The 25920-nt window shown below is 62.7% G+C and carries 21 protein-coding genes and 1 pseudogene; 7 read left to right on the forward strand and 15 right to left on the reverse strand.

From position 1 onward, the window contains the following. Window positions 1-12 precede the first annotated feature (12 nt). Window positions 13-471, reverse strand: coding sequence for a carboxymuconolactone decarboxylase family protein (locus IVB22_RS12615; RefSeq protein WP_247517626.1), 459 nt, complete (start codon window positions 469-471; stop codon window positions 13-15). A gap of 186 nt (window positions 472-657) precedes the next feature. On the opposite strand from IVB22_RS12615, the gene IVB22_RS12620 reads away from it, so the two are divergent. Next, complete coding sequence (locus IVB22_RS12620) at window positions 658-1638, forward strand: tripartite tricarboxylate transporter substrate binding protein (RefSeq protein WP_247517627.1); 981 nt, start codon at window positions 658-660, stop codon at window positions 1636-1638. Window positions 1639-1702: 64 nt separating this feature from the next. Then, window positions 1703-2431 carry a LuxR C-terminal-related transcriptional regulator gene (locus IVB22_RS41595; RefSeq protein ID WP_247517628.1) on the forward strand — a complete coding sequence of 243 codons (729 nt, stop codon included), beginning with the start codon at window positions 1703-1705 and terminating at the stop codon, window positions 2429-2431. Between the two features lie 9 nt (window positions 2432-2440). Here IVB22_RS41595 and iaaH read toward each other — a convergent pair. From iaaH to IVB22_RS12650, 4 genes and pseudogenes are all read right to left on the reverse strand, one after another. After that, a pseudogene (gene iaaH / locus IVB22_RS12630) lies at window positions 2441-3863 on the reverse strand (indoleacetamide hydrolase). A gap of 168 nt (window positions 3864-4031) precedes the next feature. Further along, window positions 4032-4817 carry a fumarylacetoacetate hydrolase family protein gene (locus IVB22_RS12640; protein ID WP_247517631.1) on the reverse strand — a complete coding sequence of 262 codons (786 nt, stop codon included), beginning with the start codon at window positions 4815-4817 and terminating at the stop codon, window positions 4032-4034. Window positions 4818-4831: 14 nt separating this feature from the next. Beyond that, a complete protein-coding gene (locus IVB22_RS12645) occupies window positions 4832-6199 on the reverse strand; it encodes an LLM class flavin-dependent oxidoreductase (protein WP_247517632.1) in 1368 nt (455 codons plus the stop codon). Window positions 6200-6224: 25 nt separating this feature from the next. Continuing rightward, window positions 6225-7277: an Ldh family oxidoreductase gene (locus tag IVB22_RS12650; RefSeq protein WP_247517633.1), complete on the reverse strand. Its 1053-nt coding sequence runs from the start codon at window positions 7275-7277 to the stop codon at window positions 6225-6227. Window positions 7278-7663: 386 nt separating this feature from the next. Here IVB22_RS12650 and IVB22_RS12655 point away from each other — a divergent pair, with 386 nt between their 5' ends. Next, window positions 7664-11752: a GAF domain-containing protein gene (locus IVB22_RS12655; RefSeq protein WP_247517634.1), complete on the forward strand. Its 4089-nt coding sequence runs from the start codon at window positions 7664-7666 to the stop codon at window positions 11750-11752. Here the strand turns inward: IVB22_RS12655 and IVB22_RS12660 are convergent. From IVB22_RS12660 to IVB22_RS12670, 3 genes are all read right to left on the reverse strand, one after another. After that, the gene (locus IVB22_RS12660; protein WP_247517635.1) at window positions 11726-12067 is read right to left on the reverse strand and encodes a hypothetical protein; all 342 of its coding nucleotides are present in this window, start codon (window positions 12065-12067) and stop codon (window positions 11726-11728) included. The two genes, IVB22_RS12655 and IVB22_RS12660, sit on opposite strands and share 27 nt — an antisense overlap. A gap of 59 nt (window positions 12068-12126) precedes the next feature. Beyond that, window positions 12127-12366 (reverse strand): DUF2171 domain-containing protein, encoded by a 240-nt coding sequence (locus IVB22_RS12665; protein WP_247517636.1) that lies wholly within the window; start codon window positions 12364-12366, stop codon window positions 12127-12129. A gap of 96 nt (window positions 12367-12462) precedes the next feature. Next, window positions 12463-12930, reverse strand: a complete 468-nt coding sequence (locus IVB22_RS12670; RefSeq protein ID WP_247517637.1) for a cupin domain-containing protein — start codon at window positions 12928-12930, stop codon at window positions 12463-12465. A gap of 226 nt (window positions 12931-13156) precedes the next feature. On the opposite strand from IVB22_RS12670, the gene IVB22_RS12675 reads away from it, so the two are divergent. Then, a complete protein-coding gene (locus tag IVB22_RS12675) occupies window positions 13157-13759 on the forward strand; it encodes a DUF1080 domain-containing protein (RefSeq protein ID WP_247517638.1) in 603 nt (200 codons plus the stop codon). 32 nt (window positions 13760-13791) lie between these two features. Here the strand turns inward: IVB22_RS12675 and galE are convergent, their stop codons facing one another. From galE to IVB22_RS12710, 7 genes are all read right to left on the reverse strand, one after another. Beyond that, window positions 13792-14802, reverse strand: a complete 1011-nt coding sequence (galE, locus tag IVB22_RS12680; protein ID WP_247517639.1) for a UDP-glucose 4-epimerase GalE — start codon at window positions 14800-14802, stop codon at window positions 13792-13794. Beyond that, window positions 14799-15623 carry a WecB/TagA/CpsF family glycosyltransferase gene (locus IVB22_RS12685; protein WP_247517640.1) on the reverse strand — a complete coding sequence of 275 codons (825 nt, stop codon included), beginning with the start codon at window positions 15621-15623 and terminating at the stop codon, window positions 14799-14801. Before IVB22_RS12685 ends, galE begins: the two co-directional genes overlap by 4 nt. Continuing rightward, on the reverse strand, window positions 15605-17911 hold the full coding sequence (locus tag IVB22_RS12690) for an exopolysaccharide transport family protein (protein WP_247517641.1): 2307 nt from the start codon (window positions 17909-17911) through the stop codon (window positions 15605-15607). The genes IVB22_RS12685 and IVB22_RS12690 overlap by 19 nt, the downstream gene beginning before the upstream one ends. A gap of 156 nt (window positions 17912-18067) precedes the next feature. Next, a complete protein-coding gene (locus IVB22_RS12695; RefSeq protein ID WP_247517642.1) occupies window positions 18068-18250 on the reverse strand; it encodes a hypothetical protein in 183 nt (60 codons plus the stop codon). Between the two features lie 49 nt (window positions 18251-18299). Then, a complete protein-coding gene (locus IVB22_RS12700) occupies window positions 18300-19124 on the reverse strand; it encodes a bifunctional 2-polyprenyl-6-hydroxyphenol methylase/3-demethylubiquinol 3-O-methyltransferase UbiG (RefSeq protein WP_247517643.1) in 825 nt (274 codons plus the stop codon). A gap of 1 nt (window position 19125) precedes the next feature. Continuing rightward, entirely contained in the window at window positions 19126-20337 is a 1212-nt protein-coding gene (locus tag IVB22_RS12705; RefSeq protein WP_247517644.1) for a hypothetical protein, read from the reverse strand. Further along, window positions 20337-21812 (reverse strand): lipopolysaccharide biosynthesis protein, encoded by a 1476-nt coding sequence (locus tag IVB22_RS12710; RefSeq protein ID WP_247517645.1) that lies wholly within the window; start codon window positions 21810-21812, stop codon window positions 20337-20339. The genes IVB22_RS12705 and IVB22_RS12710 overlap by 1 nt, the downstream gene beginning before the upstream one ends. Window positions 21813-22357: 545 nt before the next feature. On the opposite strand from IVB22_RS12710, the gene IVB22_RS12715 reads away from it, so the two are divergent. From IVB22_RS12715 to IVB22_RS12725, 3 genes are all read left to right on the forward strand, one after another. Beyond that, window positions 22358-23344 carry a glycoside hydrolase family 26 protein gene (locus IVB22_RS12715; RefSeq protein WP_247517646.1) on the forward strand — a complete coding sequence of 329 codons (987 nt, stop codon included), beginning with the start codon at window positions 22358-22360 and terminating at the stop codon, window positions 23342-23344. A gap of 262 nt (window positions 23345-23606) precedes the next feature. Then, on the forward strand, window positions 23607-24608 hold the full coding sequence (locus IVB22_RS12720) for a glycosyltransferase family 2 protein (RefSeq protein ID WP_247517879.1): 1002 nt from the start codon (window positions 23607-23609) through the stop codon (window positions 24606-24608). Beyond that, the gene (locus IVB22_RS12725) at window positions 24605-25918 is read left to right on the forward strand and encodes an O-antigen ligase (protein ID WP_247517647.1); all 1314 of its coding nucleotides are present in this window, start codon (window positions 24605-24607) and stop codon (window positions 25916-25918) included. The genes IVB22_RS12720 and IVB22_RS12725 overlap by 4 nt, the downstream gene beginning before the upstream one ends. Window positions 25919-25920: the final 2 nt, after the last annotated feature.

Below are 25920 nucleotides of genomic sequence, written 5' to 3' on the forward strand. Positions count from 1 at the left end.
CACCTCCTCACTCTAAGCCGCTGCCTTCGCCTTCACCGGGTGTACTGCGCGAAAAGCGATCGCCAGCCGGTTCCAGGCATTGATCGCCCCGATCAGCATGGTCAGATTGACGGTCTCCGCTTCCGAGAAGTGGGCGCGCACGTCTTCGTAGAGATCGTCAGGGGCATGCGTTTCGGCAATCAGTGTCAGCGCATCGGTCCAGGCCAGCGCCGCGCGTTCGCGGTCGGTGTAGAGCGGCGACTCGTGCCAGGCGCTCAGCAGATACAGCCGCTGCTCGGTCTCGCCCTGCTTGCGGGCATCCTGGGTGTGCATGTTGATGCAATAGGCGCAGCCGTTGATCTGCGAGGCCCGCGTTTTCACCAGTTCGATCAGTGATTTTTCGAGGCCGGAGCCGGCTATCTGGGCTTCGAGTGCGACGAGCGCTTTGATGGTGTCAGGCGCGGCCTGGTAGTAGTTCATCCGGGGCTTCATGCAATTCTCCTCTCTGGACGTTTTCAATTTGAGGCGAATGTCAGCATATCCTGAGCTGAATGATAATCACCATCTGGATCGATGTTGCCAGATACAATAAAGTGATCCGCAACGGGGAGGACGGCGGATGTTATCGCGGGTTCTGCTACGAAAGACTTCACTTGTAGTAAGAATGATCTGAGCGCCATGCTGTTCGATCGACGCCGCATCGCCTTGCTGTTCGCACTCATTCCGGGCTTGCTGTCTCTTTCAACCTATCAGGCTCTGGCCGGATATCCCGAGCGCGTTATCAAGATCATCGTTCCCTTTGCGCCGGGCGGCGGTACGGACGCCATCACCCGCGTGCTGGCGCAGGAGATGGCAAAGGACCTCGGCGCCAGCATCATCATCGAAAACAAGCCCGGTGCAGGTACCATTATCGGTGCGCAGGCGGTCGCGGCCGCTGAAGGCGATGGCTACACGCTGCTGATGGGGACATTTGCCCATGCCGTCAATCCCAGCCTGAACGCCAAACTGCCGTTCGACCCGAACAAGGATTTTGCGCCCGTAGCACTGGTGGCGCGTTCTCCCAACATCGTCGTCGTCAATCCGAAGTCGTCGCTTCGCTCGATCGCCGATCTGATTGCGGCGGCGAAGGCCGAGCCCGACAAGATCTCCTACGGCACGTTCGGCACCGGCACCTCGGCGCACCTCGCTGGCGAAATGTTCAAGCATATGGCGAAGGTGAACATGACCACGGTCCCGTACAAGGGCTCGGCGCCCGCGATCACCGACCTGATCGGCGGGCAGATCCAGGTGATGTTCACGACGGTCGCCAGCGCGGCCTCCCTGGTCGAAGGCGGTCAATTGCGCGCGCTGGCGGTGACGACGGCGGAGCGCTCGCCTGCCTTTCCGCAGCTGCCGACGGTTGCCGAAACCGGCCTTCCCGGCTTTGAAGCGGAAACCTGGTACGGCCTGTTTGCGCCGGCGAAAACGCCGCCTGAGATCATCGATCGCCTCAACCGGTCGGCGGCGAAGGCCGTGCAGGCCGACGCCTTCAAGAAGCTCAGCGTCAATGAGGGCCTCGTCCTGATTGCAGAGCCGCCGCAAGAATTCTGCCGCTACTACCGCAGCGAGGTGGAGCGCTGGCGCAAGGTGATCGAGGGAGCCGGCATCAAGATCGAGTAGGCGGCAGGGCGGCGCGATCCCGGTTCCCCTGATCGCGGTTCCCGGCTAAAATGACGCCATGTATGTGAGCGCTTCCGAGAGCCGGGTGCTGGCGCGCATCTTCGGGCTGCTGTCCGAAGACCTCAGCGAGCGCGACGTTCGCGAGGCGGTAGGCCACCATTTGCTCGAATTGCTGGAAGCCGATCACTACGCTTCATTCGTTTGGCAGGACGCCACAGGCCGCTTCGAAAAGGCCGTGTACCTGAACATGGATCCGGACAACATCGCGGCCTACGACCGCTATTATCAGCAACACGACCCGATCACCTTAAAGCTTCAGGCCCGCCGCGAGGCGACGCTGGTCACGCAGGTGATGCCGCAACGCGACCTGATGCGGACTGAGTTCTTCAACGACTTCCTCGCCCGCGACGGCCTGCATTGGGGCGTCAATGCCTATAGTTACGTCGGTGGGCGCAATATCGGCGACGTCAGGATCTGGCGTGGCCGGCGTCGCGAGAATTTCGACGGTCATACGCTTGAATTGTTGCGGCTGATCGAGCCGGCTTTCACCGGCGCGCTGGTCCGCGCGGCTGGCGGGGCTGCGGCCATCGCGGCGGACGGCTCACCGATCCTGAAACTCTCGGTGCGCGAGTTCGAGATCGCGCGAATGATATCGGACGATCTCAGCGACAAGGAAATCGCGCACCGCCTGCAGGTCGAGGTATCGACCGTCCGCACCCATATCGAGCGCATGTTTGCCAAGCTCGGCGTCCGCCGCCGCAGCGGCGTCGCGAGCCTGTTTGCACGGCATTAGCCGCGTCGGCTAACGCGACGGCGGCGGCAGCCGGCCGAATATCTTCTCCATCGCCAGGCCGACCGCCAGCAACCGACGATCGCTCCCCGAGGGTCCATCGAGTTCGAGGCCGACCGGGAGCTTGCTCGACGCGCCAAGCGCGATCGGAAGCTGGATGCCGGGAACGCCGGCATTGCTGCCGGGATCGGTGTTCTGGATGAACAGCAGGAAGTTGGCGAGGCTCGACGAGTCAGGATTTGAGGCAATCGCGACCTTCGGCACGGTCGGGAAGGCGATGGCGTCGAGCTTGTTCTTTGCGAACGTATCGCGATAAAGCGCCTGCAGCGCGGGCCGGGCGGTCTTCATGGCGGCGTCATAGGCCGGCTTGGCCTCAGTGACCGTATTGTTCGGTCCCGGCAACTTGCGCGGAAGCACCAGCCCGTCATAGGTGCCCTTCACGTCGGGGCTCGCGATCTCCTTGGCGAGGTTTTCGACGCTGACGCCGCTGCCGCTTTTCTTGAGATAGGCAACCATGTCGTCATAGGCCTCATAGAGCGCGAGCGGAAACCCGACCTGGCCGTTGAGTTCGGCGAGCTTTGGCATCTCGATGTCGACGATCGTCACGCCGCTCGCCTTGAGCTTATCCAGCGCGGCTTTGAATGCGGCTTCGGTATCGCCGTCGAGATTGGCCAGCATGGATTTGTCGATGCCGATCCGTACCTGCTTCAGCTCGGCAGGCGCAATCGCACCGCCTCCGGCGATGACGCGGTCGAGAGCCGCCACGTCGGCCATCGTGGAAGCCATCGGGCCGGCGGTGTCGCGGGTGTGTGAGATCGGTGCAATCCCTTGCTGCGAATAGCGGCCGACGGTCGGACGCAGCGCGGCGCAGCCGTTCAGCGCGCAGGGCACCCGGACCGAGCCGCCGGTGTCGGTACCGAGACCGGCGGTGACGATCCGCGCGCCAACCGCGGCTCCTGTTCCCGATGATGAGCCGCCGGCCATTTTCGTCGGATCATACGCGTTGCGTACCCCGGACTCCCCGCCCGTCTTGAACGCGGCGTTATAACCGGAGATGCCGAAGGCAAGTTCATGCATGTTGGTCTTGCCGATGATGATGGCGCCCGCCGCGCGCAGTTTTGCCGCCACCGGCGCATCCTTCTTCGGGACGAACTTTTTCAGCGCCGGTGTTCCCGCGCTGGAGGGAAGCCCGGCCACTTCGATGTTATCCTTGATGACGATAGGGACGCCGCCGAGCGGCTTGCACGAGCCCTTGGCCGGCGTCAAACGCTTCGGCGGCTTTCATCGCGCCGGCCTCGTCGAGCGTGATGAAAGCGTTGAGTTCGGATTTTGCCTTGGCCCGCGCCAGCGCCGCCGTAGTCAGCGCCTTGCTGGTGATCTTGCCCGCGCAGATATCGGCGGCGGCTTGGGTAGTGGTGAGCTGATCCAGATCGATCGCTGGTTGGGCGGCGGCAGGAGACGCTGAGGTGAGGACAAGGCTCGTAAGCGCCGAGCCGAGCAGGATTGAGCTACGAGCCATGATGATCCTCCGTAGTACTAGATACCCGTCTGGACGAACTTTACCCGCTGCCGGTTCCGGCGCCTGTCCTCATTTCTGAGGACGCTAAACCTTCTCCTTCACAAACCGGTTCCGCAATGTCCCGATTCCCGTGATGTCGATCTCAACGACGTCGCCGTCCCTGAGGTCGGGCGAGGCGCCGTCGGTGCCCATCCAGATCACGTCGCCCGGCGACAGCGTGAAATACTTCGTCAGCTCGACGAGGAACGGCACGATGCCGAAGATCATGTCATTGGTGCGGAAGCGGCCGGTCTCCTTGCCGTTGACCCTGATCGCCGTCTCCATCTTGTCGAGATCGACATCGGTTTCGATCCACGGACCCATCGGCTTGAAGGTGTCGGCGTTCTTGGAGCGCCACAGGCTGCGATCGGCCTTCTGCCAGGTCCGCTCGCTGACGTCGTTGCCGATGGTGTAGCCGAGCACGCAATCCATCGCGTTGGCCTCAGTGAGATGCTTGGCCTCCTTGCCGATGACGACCACCAGTTCGCCCTCATAATGGATTTTTTCGGTCGCGGTCGCCGGGATCACGACATCCTCGTCATGGGCGATCAGCGCGTTCTGGGCGCGATATCCGATCTCGGGTCGGTCAGGCACGTTCGGCACCGTGCCGGCCTTGTCGGCGGCTTCCTTGAGGTGTTTGAGATAGTTGAGCCCGACGCAATAGAAGGTGCGCGGAATCAGCGGCAGCTCGATCTTCACGTCCTTCAGTGAATGCGACTGCGTCCCGCGTTGCCATTCGCCGAAGGGATCGCCATCGACGGCGATCACGCGCTCGCCCTCGACAATGCCCCAGGATGTCTTGCCGGCGGCCGTGAATTTGAGCCAACGCATGAAGTGTCCTCGTGTTATTCGGCTGCGACCTGCGGGCTGGTTTTCCAGGCTCCGGCGGCAGGCCGCGCCAGGCCGAGGTTCTCGCGCAACGTCTTGCCGGCATAATCCTTGTGAAACAGGCCACGGCGCTGCAGTTCCGGCACGATGTGCTGGACGAAATCAGCGTAGGAGCCCGGCACGATGGTGGCTGCGATGACAAAGCCGTCGCAGCCGCGCTCGACAAACATCTCCTCTAGCTTGTCCGCGATCTCCTTCGGGCCGCCGACGATCGCGTCCTGTACCTGGCCGCGGCCGGAGAAGGTGACGAAGTCGCGCGCGCTGGGATTGGTCTTGCCTGAATTCTTGAGCACGCCGTCGCGAATGCCGAGGATCCCCTGCATGCTCTTGAGCTCTTCCGTGGTCAGCGGTTCGTCGAGCGGTTTTGACGCGAAGTCGTAATTCAGCGCTTCCGCAAGCAGCGACAGCGCATCGATCTGCAGCGGCAGCTTGTTGATGAGCGCCATCTTGTCCTCGGCCTCGGCCCTGGTCGCGCCGCAGACGGGGGTGGTGAGGTTGCAGAGGTACATCTGGTCGGGATCGCGGCCGGCTTTCGCCGCCTCGCTGCGGACCGCCGCATAGCCTTCCTTGGCGGCGGCCACGTTGCGCGCGGCGGTGAAGATCACCTCGCCCCATCGCCCCGCAAAGCGCTGGCCGCGGCCAGACGCGCCGGCCTGGATGATGACGGGATGGCCCTGCGCCGAGCGCGGCACGGTGAACGGACCGCGCGACTTGAAGAACTCGCCCTTGTGGTCGAGCCGCTTCACCTTGGCCGGATCGGCGAAGCGGCCGCTCGTCTTGTCCATGATCACCGCGCCGTCTTCCCAAGTGTCCCAATGGCCGAGCACGACTTCCATGAATTCGTCGGCGCGATCGTAGCGGAAATCATGTTCGAGATGGGCGTCCTTGCCCATGTTGTGGGCCTCGCCGTCATTGAGCGAGGTGACGACGTTCCAGCCTGCACGTCCTCCCGACATCAGGTCGAGGGTTGCGAAGCGGCGCGCGACATCGAACGGTTCGTAATAGGTAGTCGAGCAGGTCGACCCCAGTCCCAGCTTGGTGGTGACCATGCCCATTGTGGTCAGCACGATCAGCGGGTCCATCTTCACGCAGCGGATGCCGTATTCGACGGTGTGGGCGTGGTCGTTGCCGTATCGGTCCGGCATCGCCAGCCGGTCGTCGAAGAAGGCCATGTGGAACTTGCCGGCTTCGAGAATCCGGGCGATCTCCTGGTAATAGTCGGCCGCCATCGAATCGTCGCGCGACTCCGGGTGCCGCCACGAGCTTGGCAGATTGGTGCAGTTCTGCGCCTGCAGGAATCCCACCAGCGCCATTTGCCGTGTCATGCGGTTCTCCTTGTGCCGGCGGAATTCATTTCAGGCCGAGTTCGGCGGCGAGCTTGTAGTCGGTGGCCATCGCCTTCAATTTGTCCCAGGTGGCGTCCTCGACCTCGATGCCGTCGCGCCTGCGCGCTTGCTCGCGGATATGTTCGATCTCTCCGGGATAGAACACGCCCGGCGAGCCCTCCGATGGCGGTGTCGATTTCAGATAGCGGGCGAACTCGCCGACTTCCTTCTCAAAGTCCTTCAAGGGGCGGAACGCGGCGACATTGAACACCGCCATAAAGCATCCGTCATTGTGGCGGCCGGTCGGCTCCACGCCAAAGCCTAATCCCGTGAGCAGACCGCACAGCACCTCGACCATCGCGGCGAGGCCACTTCCCTTGTAGCCCTCGCTGCCGCCGAGCGGCAGCAGCGCGCCGCCCTTGCGATACTGCGTGGGATCGGTGGTGTGCCGTCCCTCGGCGTCGATGATCCACCCCTGCGGGATCTGTTCGCCGCGCGCCACCGACAGCGCGATCTTGCCGGCCGCGACCGCCGAGGTCGCCATGTCAAGATAGAACGGTGCTTCCAGATCGGATGGCACGGCAATCGAGATCGGGTTGGTGCCGAGCCTTGCCTCGCGGCCGCCGAACGGCGCGACATGTTTCGGCGAGCGGCCGGAATCGGCGGCGGCGATGCCGATCATGCCCGCCCGCATCGCCATCAACGGATAGGCGGCAAGCCGCCCGACATGGCTCTGGCGGAACACCGTACAGGCCGCCACATTGGCGGTCTTCGCCTTTTCGATCGTCAGCGCCATCGCCTGGGCGTTGACGTGGAAGCCGAACCCCCAATGGCCGTCGATCACGGTCGTGGTCGGCGATTCCTGGACGATGGTCCATTTGGCGCCGGGCACGATATGGCCGGCCTTGATGCGGTCGATATAGGTCGGGATCGCGATCACGCCGTGCGAGTCATGGCCGGCGAGATTGGCGTTGACGCAGCCAATAGCGACCGCATCGGCTTCCTCCTCCGACGCTCCGGCGGCCCTGAGCAGCGCCGCGCCGATATGCGTGAGACGGTCGGCCTGGACCATCGGCATGGGAATTTCCTCACCTTGAGCGCCCGCGCGAACGGCGGGTCTTGCTTGTTGCCGCTAGGCGGCATGCTCTCAAAGCGGTGGCGGCAGGGCAAGCGTGGAAATATCCTGTTAGCCATGTCGCAGGCACGGTCCTCGAGGGCTTCGAATTTCATCCTGCAAAATTCGAGAATTGTGTTCGGCGACCCGTATCCCGGCCGGCGCACGCTGGCGGTATGGCTGACAAATCGTGAAAGAACCGTAGTTCTCCTGAGTGGCGTCGTTTGTCGTTGGTCCGACATTTACTCTGAATTGCAACTCCGGGTCGCCAATAACGAGCATTTAGGCCCCCTGCACGCATAAAATCCGAAGGGGGCAGCCCGGCGCTGCCGGCAGGGAGCTTGGGGACGGTGAAGACCGATATCGCGCGCACATTCGCGGCGTTGAATGCAACCAACGAAGCGATTTTGTACGCCAAATCGCCCGAAGAACTGTACGCGAAGGTCTGCGAAGCCGCGTTCTCGGTCGGCGACTTCCTGGCCGTGGCGGTCTTCTTGCTGGAGCCGGAAACCAACCTCCTGCGCTTCGCCGCGGGCTGTGGCGATGACGTCCCGCGCCTGCGCAGCATCGATATTTCGACCGTGGCCGGTACGCCCGAAGGTTCCGGGGTCTCCGGGCAGGCCTTCCGCGACCGCAAAACATGCGTCAGCAACGATTTCTTGAACGATCGGCGCTCGTTGCCCTGGCGCGAGGGAGCCAAGGCCGGCCAAGTGGGCACGGCGGCAGCGCTGCCGCTGATCTGCAATGGCCAGAGTGTCGGCGTGTTGCTCGTTTCGCGGCGCGAGGCGCACTCGATCGACGGGCAACTCGTCTCGATGCTGGAGCGCGTGTCGGCAAACGTTTCGTTTGCGCTCGACAATTTCGACCATGAGTCCGCGCGCAAGAACGGCGAGCGCGTCATGCGGCGGTTGAACCGGATGTTCGGCGCCATCAGCGCCACCAACGAAGCCATTCTTCGCGCCAAAACCGAACAGGAACTCTATCAGCGCGTTTGCGATGCCGCGGTACACAGCGGCAAATCCGCGGCTACCGTGGTCCTGCTTGCGCAGCCGGACTCGATCTGGTTGAAGCCGGCCGCTGGCACGGGCGCAATCGTCGAACAGATCATGCGGGCGCCGTTCTCGATCGATGCCGGCAACCCATATGGAACGGGCGTCTGCGGCAGGGCATTCCGAACGCAGCAGCCAGCCGTCAATAACGATATCCTGAACTCGACACAGGGGCAGCCCTGGCATCAGGCCGCCCGTGAGACGGGCGTTACCGCCTGCGTCGCGGTTCCGCTGATCAAGGCCGACGAGAGCATCGGCGTATTGATGTTCTTTGTCGGCAAACTGTGGGCGGAGGACGAAGAGATCGTCGCGTTGATGGCGCGGATCGCGGAGAACGTCTCGTTCGCGCTGGACAATTTCGATCGCGCCGGCGAAAAGGCGAGAGCCGATGCCCAGAAGGAACGTCTGGGGCGCATGCTGGCGGCGCTCAGCGCGACCAACGAAGCGATCGTTCGTGCGACGTCGCGGACGGAGCTGTTCGAACTGGTATGCGAAGCTGCCGCGAAGGGCGGACGGTTCAACTCGACCAGCATTCTTCTGGCGCGATCGGACAGCGACTACACCATTATGGTGGCCGCGGCGGGGCCGACGGCCGGCAACATGCGCCGGGTGAAGGTTTCGATCAGCGCCGATCATCCGGAAGGACGCGGGCTGTGTGGCAACGCCTTCCGCTCCCGCCAGGCCAGCATCGCCAACGATTTGCGTGCCGATCCGCGCGGGTCGGCGTTTCACCAGTTCATTCACAGCGACGGCGCGATGTCGGGCGCGGCGTTCCCGCTGCTGGTTTCCGGCCAGGCGGTCGGCGTGATGTTTTTCGTTTCCTCCGAGAAAGATACGTTCACGCCCGAATTCGCCGAACTGCTGCAGCGGCTCACCGACAACGTGTCGTTTGCGATCGGGAACTTCGACCGGGCCGACGAGAAGGCCAGAACCGAAAGTCAGAAAGAGCGTCTGACGCGGATGTTCGCCGCTCTGAGCGCGACCAACGAAGCCATCATGCGGGCCAAATCCCGCAACGAACTGTTTGATCTGGTGTGCGAAGCCGCGGCGAACGGCGGCCGGTTCACCTCGGCCACCATCGCGTTGGCCGATTCCGGCAGCGACCTGCTCAGGATCGTCGCCGCCTCGGGGCCGGCGGCCGAGACGACGCGGCACGTCAGGTTGTCGGTGGATGAATCCCGTCCCGAGGGCCGTGGGCTCAGCGGAACGGCGTTCCGAACCAGACGGCCCTGCATCACCAATGATTATGTGACCGACCAGCGCGTCGCCGCTTTCCAGGCCATCGTCGGCAGCTACGGCGCTCAGTCAGGCGCTGCCTTTCCCCTGCTGGTTCGCGGCGAGCCAGTCGGCGTCATGATTTACATGTCGCTGGACAAAGACACCTTCACGCCCGAATTTTCGGAACTGCTGCAACGGTTGGCCGACAATGTGTCGTTCGCCCTGGAGAATTTCGACCGCGCCGACGACAAGGCACGGACCGAAATCCAGAAGGAGCGCCTGACGCGCATGCTGGCGGCGCTGAGTGCGACCAATGAGGCGATCATCCGCGCGACGTCGCGGGCGGAATTGTTCGAACTGGTGTGCGAAGCCGCGGCCGACGGCGGCAAGTTCACCTTGACCTCCATCACGTTGATGAAACCCGGCTGCGATTATCTCGACGTTGTAGCTGCCGCCGGTCCGACTGGGCTCAGCGCGCGCCTGGCGAAGATATCCATCAATGAGGCACACCCGGAGGGACGCGGGCTATGCGGCCAGGCTGTCCGTTCGCAGCGGGCCTGCATCATCAACGATTACCTCGCTGATCCCGGCCCCGAAGCGTTTCATCATAGAGCGCGCCTTGATGGCACGAATTCCGGCGCCTCATTCCCTCTGTTGGTGCAAGGGCGGGTCGTCGGCGTGATGTCTTTCATGTCGATGGAGAAAGACACATTCACGCCCGAGTTTGCCGAATTGCTGCAGCGGCTCGTCGACAACGTGTCCTTTGCGCTGGAGAATTTCGATCGCGCCGATGAAAAGACGAAGGCCGATGAGCGGATCGAGTATCTGGCGTCGCACGACAGCCTGACCAACCTGCCGAATCGGGAAATGTTCAACGGCATGCTGCGCCGCGCGATCGATGCCGCCGCGCGCTACCAGCGGCAGTTTGCCCTGCTGTTCATCGACCTCGACAGGTTCAAGGTGATCAACGACTCGCTGGGACACGACGCGGGCGACATGCTGCTGGTCGAGATCGGCGGCAGGCTGCGCCGTGCGCTGCGTTCGAGCGATGTCGTGGCGCGGCTCGGCGGCGACGAGTTCGTGGTCATTCTGGAGCAGGCCGCCGAGCGTCACGAGGTCGAGCGAATTTCAGGCGAGCTTCTCTCCGTGCTGAGCCAGCCGCTGCAGCTCAGCGGTCACGAATGCCACACCACCGCCTCGATCGGGATCGCGATGTACCCGTCCGACGGCGCCGACATGCAGACGCTGACCAAGAACGCCGACATGGCGATGTATCTCGCCAAGGAGGACGGCAAGAACGGCTTCCGCTTCTTCACCAAGGAGATCAAGACGCAGTCGATCGAGCGCCTGACGCTGGAAAGCGCCTTGCGCCGCGCGCTGGAGCGCGACCAGTTCTCGCTGCACTATCAGCCCAAGATCGACATGGTGAGCGGCCAGATCACCGGCGTCGAGGCGCTGTTGCGCTGGAATCATCCCGAACTCGGCGCTGTATCGCCGGGGCAATTCATCCCGCTGGCCGAGGAAACCGGACTGATTGTTCCGATCGGCCGCTGGGTACTCAAGGAAGCCTGCGTGCAGAACATGGCCTGGCAGCGCCGCGGCCTGCGGCCGGTGACGATGGCGGTCAACCTGTCGCCGCGGCAATTCGCCGATGCGCATCTGTTGCACGATGTCGACGAGGCGCTGCTGGCAAGCGGCATGTCACCGGTGCTGCTGCAGCTCGAAGTCACGGAAAGCATGGTGATGCGGAATGTGTCGCGCGCGATCAAGGTGCTGGATGCGATCCAGAGCCGCGGCATCCGCCTTGCGATCGACGATTTCGGAACCGGCTACTCGTCGATGTCGCTGATGAAGCAATTCCCGATCGATACCATCAAGATCGACCGCTCCTTCATTCGCGACCTGCCCGTCGATACCGAAGACCAGGCCATTGCGCAGGCGATCATCAGCATGGGCAAGGCGCTTGGCATGACCGTCATTGCGGAGGGCGTCGAGACCGTGGAGCAGGAGACCTTCCTGCGCAACCACGCCTGCGACGAGATGCAGGGTTTTCTGTTCTCCAAGCCGCTGCCCGCCAGGCAAATGGCCGATCTGCTTCGCGCCGAGCCGCAGCTCGCTTCGCCGCCGTTGCAGCCGGAAGCCGGATCAGGGTTGAAAAGCACTGTCGTCTGACGGCTGCGGGTGCAGCTCACGGACCGTCGGATCCGGAATGGCCGTCTTGCGGGGAAAATCATCAGGCCACGGCACAGACGTCTGGCCTGCGAAGGCCCCAAGAAAGATGTCCGCGGCGGAAGCATAAGTCGCGCGGCCTGGTAATCCGAGTTCGGCGCAGCATTCGGCGGGGAGGGGTTGGGAGGAGGCGCGTAACTCCATCGCGGGTCCCCACCACCACGCCGGCGCGGGCGAACGTTCCGTTTCCGGAACGGCACGCCACGTGAGGTATTCGCCGATCATACGTTCAAATTGCAGTACCGCCGCCGGATGCATTTCATCTCCTGAAGCCCGATGATATCCGCATCCGCGCGCGGCGCAATGCATGTTGCCGGTTATTGCCGGCCGTGCTGCCAGTGCGAAGTCACATCGGCGCCTGATTTGTTGAGGTGGACGTGCTGATCGACGTGGTCGACCCACGACAGCGGAATGAAGTGATGATGCTGGCCATCAGGCGAACTCTGTTTGGTCAGCTTGATCTTGTCTGTTCCTTCCATATGGTCGACTTTTCCGACCGTCTTCTTGTCCGACGAGATAACGTCCATGTGTTCCCGGATCTGTGAAGCAGAAGCCATGTTTCATATCCCTGATTTGGTTGAGGACATGAAACGCGCCGCCGCTGAAATGGTTGCCCGGTCGTTGATCTCGAGCCGGTCCCGTTCCGCCAGCGGTTACTTCTCTTCCGCCGCCGTTGACGTCGCCGGGCCTTCTCCCATGATCAGGAGAACGGCGTCTTCATCCTTGGCGCCGTCCCAATGCACCTGCTTGGCGAAATGGGTGACAAAGCTGCCGGCCGGCATCGGCGTCGTGTTGGCCGGATCGAATTTCGATCCCGAGCCGACCCACCACGTGCCCTGCAGCACGACGATGTAGCGATCGTTGGGATGGAAGTGCGGGCGGCTGAAATGATTGCCCTTGGTCCATTTGTTGTAGACCATGTAGAAGCCGGGCTTGGCCGGATCGCCTACGACAACAGCGCTTTGCGCGCCGGCAGCGTTGACTGGGCCCCAGGGAATTTGGTCCGGCAATTTGTAGATGACGGCGGCCGGATTGAGTTCCGCAGCGGAAGAGATGCTCAACGTGCCGGCGAAAACCAGCGGCGTCATGAGGTATCGCCAGGACCGGGGTATCGCCTTCATGGTCGCCTCCCTTGCCGCCTCGTGAGCTGAGATGCACTCATCTCTGTTGCCGCGATGCTAGCCGGCCTCGTTCCCGCGGAGCAAGGCGCGCGGGTGCATGCGTGATCGGCGGCAGCAGCAAGCGAATGTCGCACAACGCACCTGCAGCATGAAAAACGGATTTACGCCGCGCGTTGCGGTGATAGGTTGCGGCCCAACCAAAAGCAGCCATGGGAGGGTTACGTTCATGAAGCGTTTGTCGATACTTGCGGCCGGTCTGTTGATCGGCGCCGCCGCTGTTCAATTCTCCAGCGTGGCGTCCGGCCAAGGCGATGGCTGGGTGACTCTCGTCGACGGCACCAAGATGGGCGACTGGACCGAGGTCGGCAAAGCCAATTGGGCGATGAAGGACGGCGCATTGGTCGCAGACAAGATCACCGAGGGCAAGGATCCGTCCTATCTTGTCAGCAAAAGCTCGTACAAAGACTTCGAGATGAAGGTCGAGTTCTGGGCCGACGATGACGCCAACAGCGGCATCTTCATTCGCTGCGACCAGTCGGCCAAGATCGACGCCAAGATCTGCTACGAAGTCAACATCTTCGACAAGCGGCCCGATCCGACCTACGGCACCGGCGCGATCGTCGACGTGGCCAAGGTCGACCCGATGCCGAAGGCGGGCGGCAAATGGAACACCTACGAGATCACGGCCAAGGGGCCGCATCTCGTCGTCGTGTTCAACGGCCAGAAGACCGTTGATGTTCAGGATTCAAAACACGCCAGCGGCCCGTTCGCGCTGCAATACGGTTCTGGCGTGATCAAGTGGCGCAAGGTGCAGATCAAGCCGCTGTAGGCCGGCGCTCAGGTAGCAGGACGCTCCTGGTCTCAATCGCGAACCAGCGCACCGGTCTTCTGCGGATGCGCCTTCTTGTGCCACGCCCAGGCGGTGCGGATGATGGTGGCCAGATCCGAATGGGCGGGACGGAAGTTCAATGTCGCGCGCGCGGCAGAGGGGTCGGCGACCAGATAGGTCGGATCGCCTGATCGCCGCGGCTTGACGACGTGCGGGACCTGGCGGCCGGTCTCGGCCGCGATCGCGGCGAGGATCTCACGCACCGAGAAGCCGTTGCCGGTGCCGAGATTGAACGCGCCGCCTGAATGTCCCTCGAGCAGCAGCTTGAGCGCCAGCACGTGGGCAGCCGCGAGATCGGTCACATGGATGTAGTCGCGGATCGCCGTCCCGTCGGGCGTGTCGTAATCGTCGCCGAACACCGCGAAATCAGGCACATGCCCCTGCAGCGCCATCATGGCGCGCGGGATCAAGTGTGTCTCCACCTCGCGCAGCTCGCCGATGCCGCCGGCGTGGTCGGCGCCAGCGGCGTTGAAGTAGCGCAGCGCGAACGAGCCGAAGCCATAGGCAGCGCGATAATCCGCCAGCACGCGCTCGATCATCCATTTCGAAGCGCCATAGGGATTGATCGGCGCGCAGGGATAGTCCTCCGGCAGCGCCTTGCTGTCGGCATTGCCATAGACCGCGCCGGTCGACGAAAACACCAGGCGATTACAGCCGGCCTCGCGCATGGCCGCCATAAGCGATAGCGTGCCGGCGAGATTGTTGATGTAGTATTTCTGCGGATCGGCAACGGATTCGCCGACCAGGCTCGACGCCGCGAAATGCATGACGGCCACGATGTCATGTTCGGCGAAGGTCCGCGCCAGAGTGGCCTTGTCGGCGATGTCGCCGACCACCAGCGTGCCCACGGCGAAGCTGCGGTGGCCGGTTGAAAGATTGTCGTAGGTGACGGGCTGGTAACCCGCCGCATCCAGCGCCCTGCAGCAGTGCGAGCCGATATAGCCGGCACCGCCGGTGACGAGAATGGCTGGACGGCTGCTCATCGATCGTGTGTCCCGCCGATGTCAGTCGATCGGCCCCTGTTCAGCAACAGATAGAGCGCGCGCGGATTGGTAGTCAGATAGCGCCAGAACAGACGGCGCGGCTCCAGCCAGATGCGCCAGATCCATTCGAGGCCCACATGCTGCATCCACAGCGGCGCGCGGGCGCGGCTGCCTGACAGGAAATTGAACAGCCCGCCCGACGTCTTGATGACGCCGACATTGCAGAGGGCGGGAGTGAACTCGTCGACGAAGGTCTGTTCATAGGGAACGCCTAGCGCGACCCAGAGATAGTCCGGCGCCAGCGCGTTGATCTCGGCGACCTTGGCACGCAGCGCCTCGCCCCGCAGAAAGCCGTGGCAACGGCCGACGATCTTGAGGTCAGGATATTGCTTGCGAACGCTGGCGACCGCGGCGGCGTTCTCCGCCTCGTCCGCGCCCAGCATGTAGAAGGTGAGACCGGCTGCCTGCGCCTTGCGGGCAACGAGGTGAAACAGGTCGGTGGTCGCGACGCGTTCGGGCAGCGGTGTCTTTGATCTGAACCGCGACGCGGTCACCAGCGGCTGGCCGTCGGCATTGATCAGGTCCGCAGCCCGAAACAGCCGATCGGTCATCGGTTCGGTCGAGCAGCGTGCCAGCACCTCGCCATTGGCCGAGGTCAGATAGAGCGGACGGTCGACGCGGCGTTGCGGGAACACCATTTCGATCATGAAGTTCGCGGTCTGCTCGAGATCCAGCACGGCAAGCCGCAGTCCGCCCAACGTGATGCGAGGCACGCTGGCCGTGGCCGCTCTTCCGACGGGATTTACGCGACGCTCAGGCATGCTGCTTGTCTCGCTGCGGCGGTCGGGTTGACTTCGCTCAGGACGACACCGACGAGCTTGCGCTCGGCCCCGCCGAGGGCTGCGATGATGTCTTCCATGCTGTCGTTGATGTCGAGATGCACCGGGAGGATCGCAACGAGTCCTTCGGCAATGTCGAGCAGCTTACGGTCGGTCGGGCTCCATGGCATGGCCGGCCCGTCGAGAATCACGAGGTCATAGCCGCCGGCGGAACGAGCCTGCGCAACCGTCTTTCGGATGGCGTCACAGGCCTTCGCATCGGTGGCTTTGACGGCCGGCAGGATCGAAATTCCGTTGGCGGTCGAAATCGCGCGAGCGGCCTTGGCGCCGATGCTGAGCCAGCCGAAACGGCTGGGCTCGCTCGTGGTCAGGTGGCTCACCTTGCCCGATAGCGCGCGTTCCCTGAGGTCGGCATCGATCAACAGCACCCTGGCGCCGTCACGCGCCGCGGCGAGCGCGATGTTCAGCGCGGCGATGCTGCGGTCCTGATCCGGGCCGGCGCTGATCACAGCCATCACAGGCGGGGTTTCCCCGCCGGCGCGTCTGGCCAGCGCCGCGCGCATTTCGCGCATGGCATTGAGGACAGTCATCAGCGGAAAGCCCGCGCGCAGCGTCGGCCAGCCCAGCCGCGTGACGTCGGCGGTGCTATCGGTTGCGAGGATGCTGGCGAGCGTGCGCATCACGTCGGCTTCCTGCAGCCGTGCGATCAGTGGCTTTTCGATCAGGCTGACCGCGGGTTGCGGCTGGAGTGGAACGGCGGGTGGCTGCTTCTCGGCCGCAGGAGCGGCCGGTTCCTTCGGAGTTTCTGCCGGCGCTTTGTCCCGCGGCCGAATAGGATTGGTGCCCGGCACCAACTGGTTGGCTGCAATGAACCAGCCGGAGGCAGCGAGCCCGCCAAAGACAAAACCAATCATCGCGAGCAGGCTCATGGCCGGCGGGAAGGTGCGCCGCTGCGGCACAGTGGCGTCGCCGATGATGCGTGCGTTCGAGGTGTTCAGGCTCTCCTGCTCCTCGGTTTCGCGCGATCGCTTCAGGAACGACTGATAGACGTCGCGGCTTGCCTCCACTTCGCGTTCGAGTTCGCGCAGGCGCACCGAGGCCTGGCTCATCTGGACGCTCTGGCGCTTCTGGGTTTCCAGCGCCTTGCCGAGCGAGGCTTCAAAGTCGCGGGCCCGGATCAGGTCGTTCTTCGCGGCCTGCGCGAAGCGCTCGACTTCCTCGTTGATGGCGCGGCGCAGGTCCTGCACCTGCTGCTCCATCTGGCGCAGCGCCGGATGACGCGGCCCCAGTTCGCTCTGCAATTCCGCCTGGCGCTTCCGCGCTTCGGCATGCTGCGCGCGCAGATTGGCGATGGTCTGCGACTGCAGCGCCTCAGGGATAGCGCCGGCGTCGGAGGATGCCTTGCGGCTGGCTACGATCTGGTCGAGTTTGGCCTGCGCGTCCAGCGTCAGCGCGCGGGCGGCGGCGAGCCGCTGGTTGCTGGCGGAGAGCTGCTGGTCGCTGATCTGCGTGTCCTGGGTGCCGACGAAATTGTTCTGCGCCTTGTAAACCGCGAGCGTGTTCTCGGCGTTGCGAAGCCGTTCCTGCAATTCCTTCAACCGACCGGAAAGGTCAGTGGTCGCGCGCCGCGCGGCGGCGGCCTGCGACTGCTTGGATTCGGCGAGATAGGCTTTCGAGATTGCGTTGGCCAGCATCGCCGCCTTGGCTGGTTCATACGACCAGACGTCGATATCGACGATGAAGGTGCGGTCGGTCTTCTTGACGTTGACGTGGCGATTGAGCGCTTCCAGCGCGCCCATCTGGATCTGCTTCTGCTGCTCGGCGCTGGGGCGCAGCTCGACCCCGAACAGGCCGAACAGCGATCCCAGGATGCCCTTGGAATCGCCGACGCCGAACTCCGGATCCCTTTCCAGATGGGTGTCGCGGATCACCTGCAGCAGCACGTTGTTCGAGGTGATCACGCGCGCCTGGCTTTCCACCACCATCGCGAGGCCTGAAATATCCTGGGCGCGCGGCGTCAGTTCGCGATCGACCAACTGCAATTCGCGGGGATCGACATAGAGTTGGGCCGAGGCTGTGTATTTCGGTGTCAGGCTCTTGCCGATCGCAATTGCGACGCAGGCGGAGATCAGCGCCGCGGAGGCGATCGCGACTTTCCGTTGCCACAGGAGCTGGGCCAGATCGAGCACGTTGAAGCCCGCCGGCGCGGCTGCCGCCACGGGGCCGGCCTCGGGCTTCGCCCGCTCTATCGGCTGGTCATAGATAAGCATCGGCCCCAGCTTCCATTCGAACTGCCGCACGCATCGGCTGAGGGGTTATTCTTCGGGTTGCGCCATGGGCGCGGAAAAAAAGCGCTGAACAAACGCAACAGGGAAAATTAACCATACTCACCAAGGGACTATTCCCCGAATTGGCAAACAAAGCGTTTAAGCGCGGGCGCATTGCATCGCCTCCGCCATGGCGAGGGCCGGAATTTTCCGCCGCAATGCCGCTTCCAACGCATGCGCGAGCAAAGCGGGCGAACAGCCATAGGGACTCGGCCGGTCGGTGACGTCGTGGCCGTAGAAAATTAACCATCCGTTATTGGTTTGCGCTTCGTCGATCACCAACCGGTGGCCGACCTTCGCTCTTGCCTCCGACAACATCGCGTTCATGGTTTCAACGCTTTCGCAGGATCACGTGGTAGTCGCCGTGCCTAACGTCGATCTTGCCGGGGAGGAAGAAGTTCATCACCTTCGCGCTAGCATCGACCAGGGCGGCGAACAGAGGCTTGCGCAGCCGCATCTCCGGATAGCGCGGGCTCTCATATTGCTTGCGGTAGATCATTTGCAGGCCGTGCTGCTCGGCGAACGCCTCCAGGTTGGAAAGCGTGACCAGCGGATGGAATAGCGTCGGGAACGGCGCGTGGCCGGGCAGGCCGGCTTTCTTGTCGCCGCGGACATGGCGATAGAACCAGACGTGGAACCAGTGCGGCGAGTACTTGGTGACGACGCCGGACAGCGACCTTGGGTTAGGCGCGCCGATCAGGATCATGCCGTTCGGCTTCAGCGACTCGCAGAAATTCAGCAGGGCTGATTCGACATCGGGCACGTGCTCGATCACGTTGTAGCAGATCACCAGATCGAAGCTGTTGGGCTTGAAGCGATAGGTCTGGATGTCGCCGAGGATAGCCTCCTGCGCGTAGTCATTGCTGCGGATCTGGTCCTCGTCGATGTCGACCACGGTGACGTGGGCGCGATGCAGCACCTTGAGCGGCAGGAAGCTGGTCGAGCCGCCGCCGGCTTCGTAGATCGACAGTTCATCCGCAGGCAGTGTCGCTTCGAGGATGCCGTGAACGGTGAGCAGACTCTGTCGTGCTTCGCCGTGTGCCAGCTCGAGTAGCGCCTGCGGATGCTGCACGGTCTCAGTCGCCTGCCTGTGGTCGATCGTGGCTGCCTGGTTCATCGACTTCATCCATTCTGACGTGGGGCTTGCCTTGTTCATTCTAGTTTTCCCAATCGACGCGCTGAAAAGCGTCCATCAATGCCTGGTCTTCCGTGTGAATCGACGGATCGAACGACACGCGGTTGGTGCGCTGGTATTTCCAGTTGCTGCCGATCTCGCGAAAGTGCCGAAACGAAAAGTCCCTGGTGCAGAAATACGACGCCCACCAGGAGAAGATCGAATGGACGTGCCATTGCGCATGCGTGGGGCATCGGGTGGGAACCACCGTCCATTTCGGCAGGCACTCGTTTGCGTCGCGCCGCATCACGAGCCTTGACAGCTCGTACTTCGGCGGCATGAGGATCGAGAAGTCGGCGTGTCGATGCGGAGCCTTGCTCACGCTGTCGCTGGCACCGTCATCGATGCCGATGATCCATCGCCCGCGATATCGGACGAGCCCGGTCCATGATTGTTCGGCGGCCTCAAACACCGACTTTCCCGTCTTCGACAGCACCAACTCGTCGATGTCGGCGTTCATGGCGCTCCGGGCCTTCTGCAGGAAACGCCATCTGGCGTGCTCCCAGGCCCCTAACTGGCAGAAGTCAGAGTCCCAGTGATCCCAGCTGTTCGCGCCTTGCGGACCGTATTTGAAGGGCCACTCCATCACGACCGAGCTTTGGATGCCGGGGACCGACCGGAGCGCCGCGCTCAATGTCGCGCTGTCGTATGCGCTGGAGCCGTTGTCATAGATGAGAACGGCATCGGCGCCGTGAATGTCGCGATTGAATCTCACCCAATCGAGGATCCATTCGATCGGATTGTCCTTGGACATCGTGAAGATGACGCGGCGATCCCGGAACATTTCCGACTCGTTCGGCGATACCGAGAACGTGAAGCTCCCCAGTTCGCCCAATGCCTGGATCGGGCCGGCTTGCTCGGGAGTATCCAGCCACAATTGGGCGTGGCGGTCGAGGCGTCTTGTCCGTGCCTTGCGGGTCCCGGCGCCGCTGATGAAGTTCGTCGTCGCGACGTCGCGCGCGAGGTTGAAGAATGGCGGCGCAAACAGGGCAACCTTCGATTTGCTCACCTGCACCGCATCGTAGAACAGCGTATTGCTGTCGAAGTCGCGGTCGAAATTCGCGCCCCGGAACGCGAGCGGGCGCGTCGCCTCGCGCCGCTTGTCGGTGAAGTCCGACAGCGAAACTGAATTGGTTCGACAAATGACATGTCGATGGTCGGCTGCAACGACCGGACTTTTGCTCGCTAGCCGCATCATGGTTCTCTTGTCGACATGCTGGGTAGTCCCCTGGAAGGGACGGTGATGGACGGGGCCGGGACGTTGCGCCGCGCGCCATAAGCGATCACGGCCTTCCGCAAGCCGGCGATGTCGAACGCGAAGGCGGCGGCGACGTAGACGAGGCAGCCGGTTGCGGCCAGCACGCCAAACGAGACGATGCCGATCGGAAGCAGTGGTTTCAGTAATGTCAGCACCAGCGCCATGATCGCCGTCGCCGCGACGATGCGCAGGACCTGGAATGCGTTGAAGGGAAGTGGAAATGCCTTCCGCGTGAGATACCAGCCGAAGCCCGCGCCGAAGGCTTCCACGATGACGAGGCTCGCCGCCGCGCCGACCAAGCCAAATCTGGCAAGCAGGACCGGCATGACCAGCAGGTTCGCGATCAGCATCGCGATGCTCTGCGTCGTCATCATGAACGGCGTCTTGGCGAGATGAAAGCTCGCGTGGACGTACGATTGGGAAATCGACTGAAACAGCCAGGCAAAGGCCAGGATCGGCATGATCCGGGCTGCGGTCTCCCTGAACTCGCTGCCAAGGATCACGCCGGCAATATAGCCGCTCGTCAACGCCACGCCGACGACGGCGGGCAACACGGCGGCCAAGAGAATTTCGAGGCTGAATTCCAGATGCGGCCGCGCCTCGCCGGCGCCGCCGTTGGTGTAAGCGCGCACCGCCAGCGGGATCGTTGCGGATGCGATGCTCACCGCCGGGATCAGGATGATCTGCCGCACGAGATCCGCGGATGCGCCGTACTGGCCGGCCGCGTGGTCTCCCATGAAATGAAACACCAGCATCCTGTCGAGCGCGGCGTGGAGCGCAAAGACGATGCCCGACAGCGTGATCGGAATGCCGAAGCCCGCAAACGTCCGCAAATCGGAAATCTTCGGTCCGGCGACAGGGGATCGCAGGATCGTGCTCGCAAACAGCGTCGTCGTGACGAAATAGGTGATGGTCACCATCGCGAGCTGGCACAGTCCGCCGCCGCCCAGGAGCGCCGCCGCCAGACACAGCGTGAACGCGAGGCAGGCGCGAACGATTGATGCCGACATGAACGCGAAGGATTGCAGCCGCGCCTTCAGCAGTTCCTGCCCGAGCTCAAAGAGACCGAGCCCCAGCGCGAAGAAGACTGCCGCGAGATTCCGCTCCAGCGATACCGACGTCGTCAGCGTGGCAACAAGGAGTGCGATCGGCGCGGCGAGGGCGGAGATGAGATAAGCGACGAAGATGGTCTTCCGAACGTCGACCGCGCCGCCTTCCGACTGAAAACGCAGGGCAGAGACGCGAACCCAGGTGAACAGCAGCGCCGAGACGATGCCCGCGGTGCTCAGACCGACGACGTACACGCCATATTCTTCGGGCGAGAGCAGACGCGTGAATACGACCGCGCTCAGCAAGCCGATAACGGCCGACACGACGCTCGCAACCGAATAGTGGAACGTTTGGCTCAGCATTACACTTTCGGCAATGGGTTCAGGGTTAACGACACGTTGCAGTTCATCTCGACAGTCTGCCGGAGGCTCGCCGGTATCAGGCGCAATCCTCCCGTGGTGCCCATGGAGCAAGATCGGTGCCGAACTGGCGCAGCACGTGTTGCGGTGCATCAGCGTGGTTAACTCGCCGGTTTTCCGTATTTTCTTGAGGGGATGGCACCGCCAGCGCGCTGGATCGGACGTTGCAGTACATCCGATCTGTCCACCGTGTCCGCATTTGCGACACGCGGATGCTGCTGCAATTCCGCGGTAACCATGGCGAAAGGCGCCGTTCGGCCGTGTGCCCGTGGTGGACTCGATATTGCAAAGCAGATCACCGCAATCGTCGACGCCGTCGGCGATCGAATTTCCCATGACCATTTGGTTAGAATCTCGACGAAAACTCCTTCTGCAAGAAGCTGGCTCTGAGCCTCCTGTTCGTTTTGGTACAGCCGGCCTGTCCGGCCTGTATCCTTTTGCGACGGGAATGACGGAGGTCGCTCGCAGGCCGTACACGAGGACAGGCAATGTTTCGAACTGATCCAAGGCCGCGCAAAGCATTCAGCGCGAAGCGCTTGGTGCTGTTTCTGGCGGCCTTTGTGGTGACCGTGCTGCTGTTGGCGCATGTCGATAGCAATGCCGCCTCACGCGTCGTCTCCAATCCGTCGAAATTCGCGGGCGCCTTTGTCAATTGGGGTCCCATCGGACGCGAGCATACGCTGCAGGCCTGGGAAAAATGGCTGAAGCAGAAGCCGTCCACGGTGCTGGGCGTCGACTTTTATGGCGGGACGACCTGGGAGGACTTTTCCAAGCTGAGCTGGGTTCCGGGCGTCTGGAATAAGCTCAATCCCGCGCGCAACGTGGTGTGGTCGATCCCGCTGACAATGAAGGGCACGCCTCTCGCCGACGTTGCCGAAGGCTTGCACGATGCCGAGTTCGAAGCTGCGGCGCGTGCGATTTCGGAGGCACATCCGCAGGCGATCATCCGGCTCGGCTGGGAGATGAATCTGTCTGAAATGGCGTGGTTCGCCAAGGGACATGAAGCCGATTACATCAAGGCGTTCCGGCGCGTCGTGGAAATATTTCGACGCCACTCGACGGGCTTCGAGTTCGACTGGTGTCCGGGGTGGGGGCCGCAGGAAATGCCGGCGGATCTCAGTTATCCCGGCGACGACGTTGTCGATTACATCGGCCTAGATGTCTACGACTTCAAGCAAGAAGGCTCCGCCGAGGAGCGGTGGAATGCCTTTTACGTCAAGGCGCCATTCGGTTTGGAATGGCACCGCGACTTTGCGCGTCTGCACGGCAAGCGGATGAGCTACCCCGAATGGGGCGTGGGCAATGCCGGCGACAATCCGTTCTTCATTCAGCAGATGCATGACTGGTTCATGAAGAACGCGGACCAGATCGCCTATGCGGCCTATTTCGATGTGAACGGGGCGTGGCCCACTCAGATCGACAACGGCCAATTTCCGAATTCGCAGCGGCTGTTCCGAAAGCTGTTTGGCCGCTGATCTGCGGATCAGCGTTCGTTCAGCGCCGATTAACCCCGTCCATTAACCGTCGTCGGAATTCGCTGCTTCACGCTTCGCGGCGGGACCAAATATTGCACCGCTGCGCGCGTAATGTTCACCAAGACCGGATCCACCCGGAGTGAACGACCTTATCGAGACGGAACTGTCCCGCGACTACGCGGGCAATCCCGTTTCGGGACGATGAGACATATTCGTGAACGACCTGAGCGTCATGGCAGAGCTTTCGACCAGCGATCTTCGGATGGACGGGCCCGAGCCGTCGGTCAGGGCTCTGCGCGCGCTGGTGGCGATTTCGCCGGCGCTCGATTTCGCGATCGAAACCATCATCTGCATTCCTTGTTTTCGCCGGCCTCAGTACCTGCGCCGGACGCTGGAGTCGCTTGCCGCCCAGCGTACCAGCCGCCGCTTCGCCGTCGTCATGGTGGAGAACGATGCATCGAAGAGCGAGAGCGTTCCGGTTGCCACCGAGTACCTCGCGTCGGGGAAATTCGCAGGGCTATGCGTGATCGAGCCGCGGCAGGGCAATTGCCATGCGATCAACGCAGCTTTCGAGACGGCGCTGCAGATGTTTCCGATGGCAAGCAGCTTCCTGATGATCGACGACGACGAAATCGCGTCGCAGGACTGGCTGGAGCAGATGGTAAGGACCGCCAATGCGACCGGCGCCGACATCGTCGGAGGACCGGTGTTCCCCGAATTCGATGACGAACGGAAGCGCGGGTTGCGGCGCCACCCGGCTTTTGCGCCGGCCTACGACGCCTCGGGGCCGGTGCCGGTGATCTATGGCTGCGGCAATTGCCTGATCCGGCGCTCGGTGTTTGCGCGGTTGGGCATGCCGGTGTTCGATCTCCGTTTCAATTTTCTGGGCGGCGGCGACACTGATTTCTTCTACCGCTGCATGAGGCTCGGTTTGCGCTTTCATTGGGTCAACGAAGCCGTGATCAGCGAGACCGTGCCGCAAAGCCGCACTAGCCTGAAATGGCTGGTAATGCGCGGCCTGCGGATCGGCGCGATCAACTATCACGTCCAGCGCAAGGCAACGCCGACGGCCTGGCTGCGGGCGAGGTTGACTGCCAAACTGCTTGTGGCCTTGCCGCTGTCGCTGGTCTATGCCGTGTGCGCAATCCTGACCGAACGTGAGCGGACCATTGCGATGCATCCCGTCACGGTGGCGATCGGCAGCGCGCTGGCCGCGTTCGGACTCGAACCGCAACCCTACAAGGCGTCGAAGATCGTCTCATGAGCCAGCTCGTCGACGCATCCGAAATCCGCAGCCTTGCCGTCGGCATAGAGCGCCAGCAAGTGATGGATATCGTTCGCGGCGCGACATTTGTCGGAACGTTGCTGCTCGGCTGGATATCGCTGCATCCGTTTGAAAGCCTCGGCGATATGCATATTGGCGAGGCCGGTACCGGAAAGGAGCTGGCGACCTACGCGGTGTTCGGCGCCCTCAGCGTGCTGACGATTGCGCTCGCGATGCGAAATGACGCGCGGGGACTGGCGACGCTGCTGTCGCCGGCGTTTGTCCTGTTCGGCGCCTGGCTCATAGTGACGGTCGTGTTGTCGTTCGATCCGACGACGTCGATCAAGCGTCTTTCCCTGACGATCTGCGTCATCGCGGTGACTGCTGCTCTCATGCTGCTGCCAAGGTCGCAGCAGGAATTGATGCACTGGTTCACGGTCGCAGCGCTCGCATTGCTGGCGATCTGCTATCTCGGAATATTGCTGGCCCCCGATCTTTCGATTCACCTGGCGACCGATCCGCAGGAGCCTGGCCTCGCCGGCAACTGGCGCGGCGCGTTCGGCCACAAGAACCAGGCCGCGTCCATCATGGTGGTGGTGCTGTTTCTCGGCGTCTACGTCATCCGCTCCGGCCTGTGGCTATCCGGTGCCGCCATCATCGTGCTCGCCTCGCTGTTTCTGCTGTATTCGGCCGGAAAGAGCTCGTTGACCCTGTGCTTTGTGGTGCTGCTGCTGACGTCGACAATCCATTTCATCCGCGCGCTCTGGCTTCGCGCGATCATCTTGCTCACACCGCTGGTATTGCTCAACCTGCTGAGCATCGGCGCGGTGATGTCTGAGGGCCTCGCCGGTATTTCCAGGTTGCTGCCGTTCGATTCGACCTTTACCGGCCGCACCGACATCTGGGCATTTGCATTGCAGTCGCTCCGTGCGCGGCTGCTCACCGGCTATGGCTTTGCGTCCTTCTGGGGCAGCAGCGCCATTCAAAATCTGCCGGAAGGCAAGGAATGGGCCGGCTTTGCCGCACACAGCCACAATGGCTATCTCGACACCGCGCTGGGCACGGGCCTGCCCGGACTCGCCTTGCTCATCCTGGTGCTGGTGATCCTTCCTTTAAGGAATTTTCAGCGTGCGGATGAGGGCGGTAACAACGGCCCGCTCGCCATGATGCTGCTGCGGATCTGGCTGTTCGGGCTCTATCTGTCGGCGATGGAAAGCTTCTTCCTCGACCGTTCCGAGCCCTCGTGGTTCACGTTCCTGTTGGCGGTATTCGGCCTGCACTACCTCGCGCGCTTCCGGGCGAAAGCCTGAGG

It is taken from the genome of Bradyrhizobium sp. 190, from assembly GCF_023073415.1.
GTDB lineage: Bacteria > Pseudomonadota > Alphaproteobacteria > Rhizobiales > Xanthobacteraceae > Bradyrhizobium.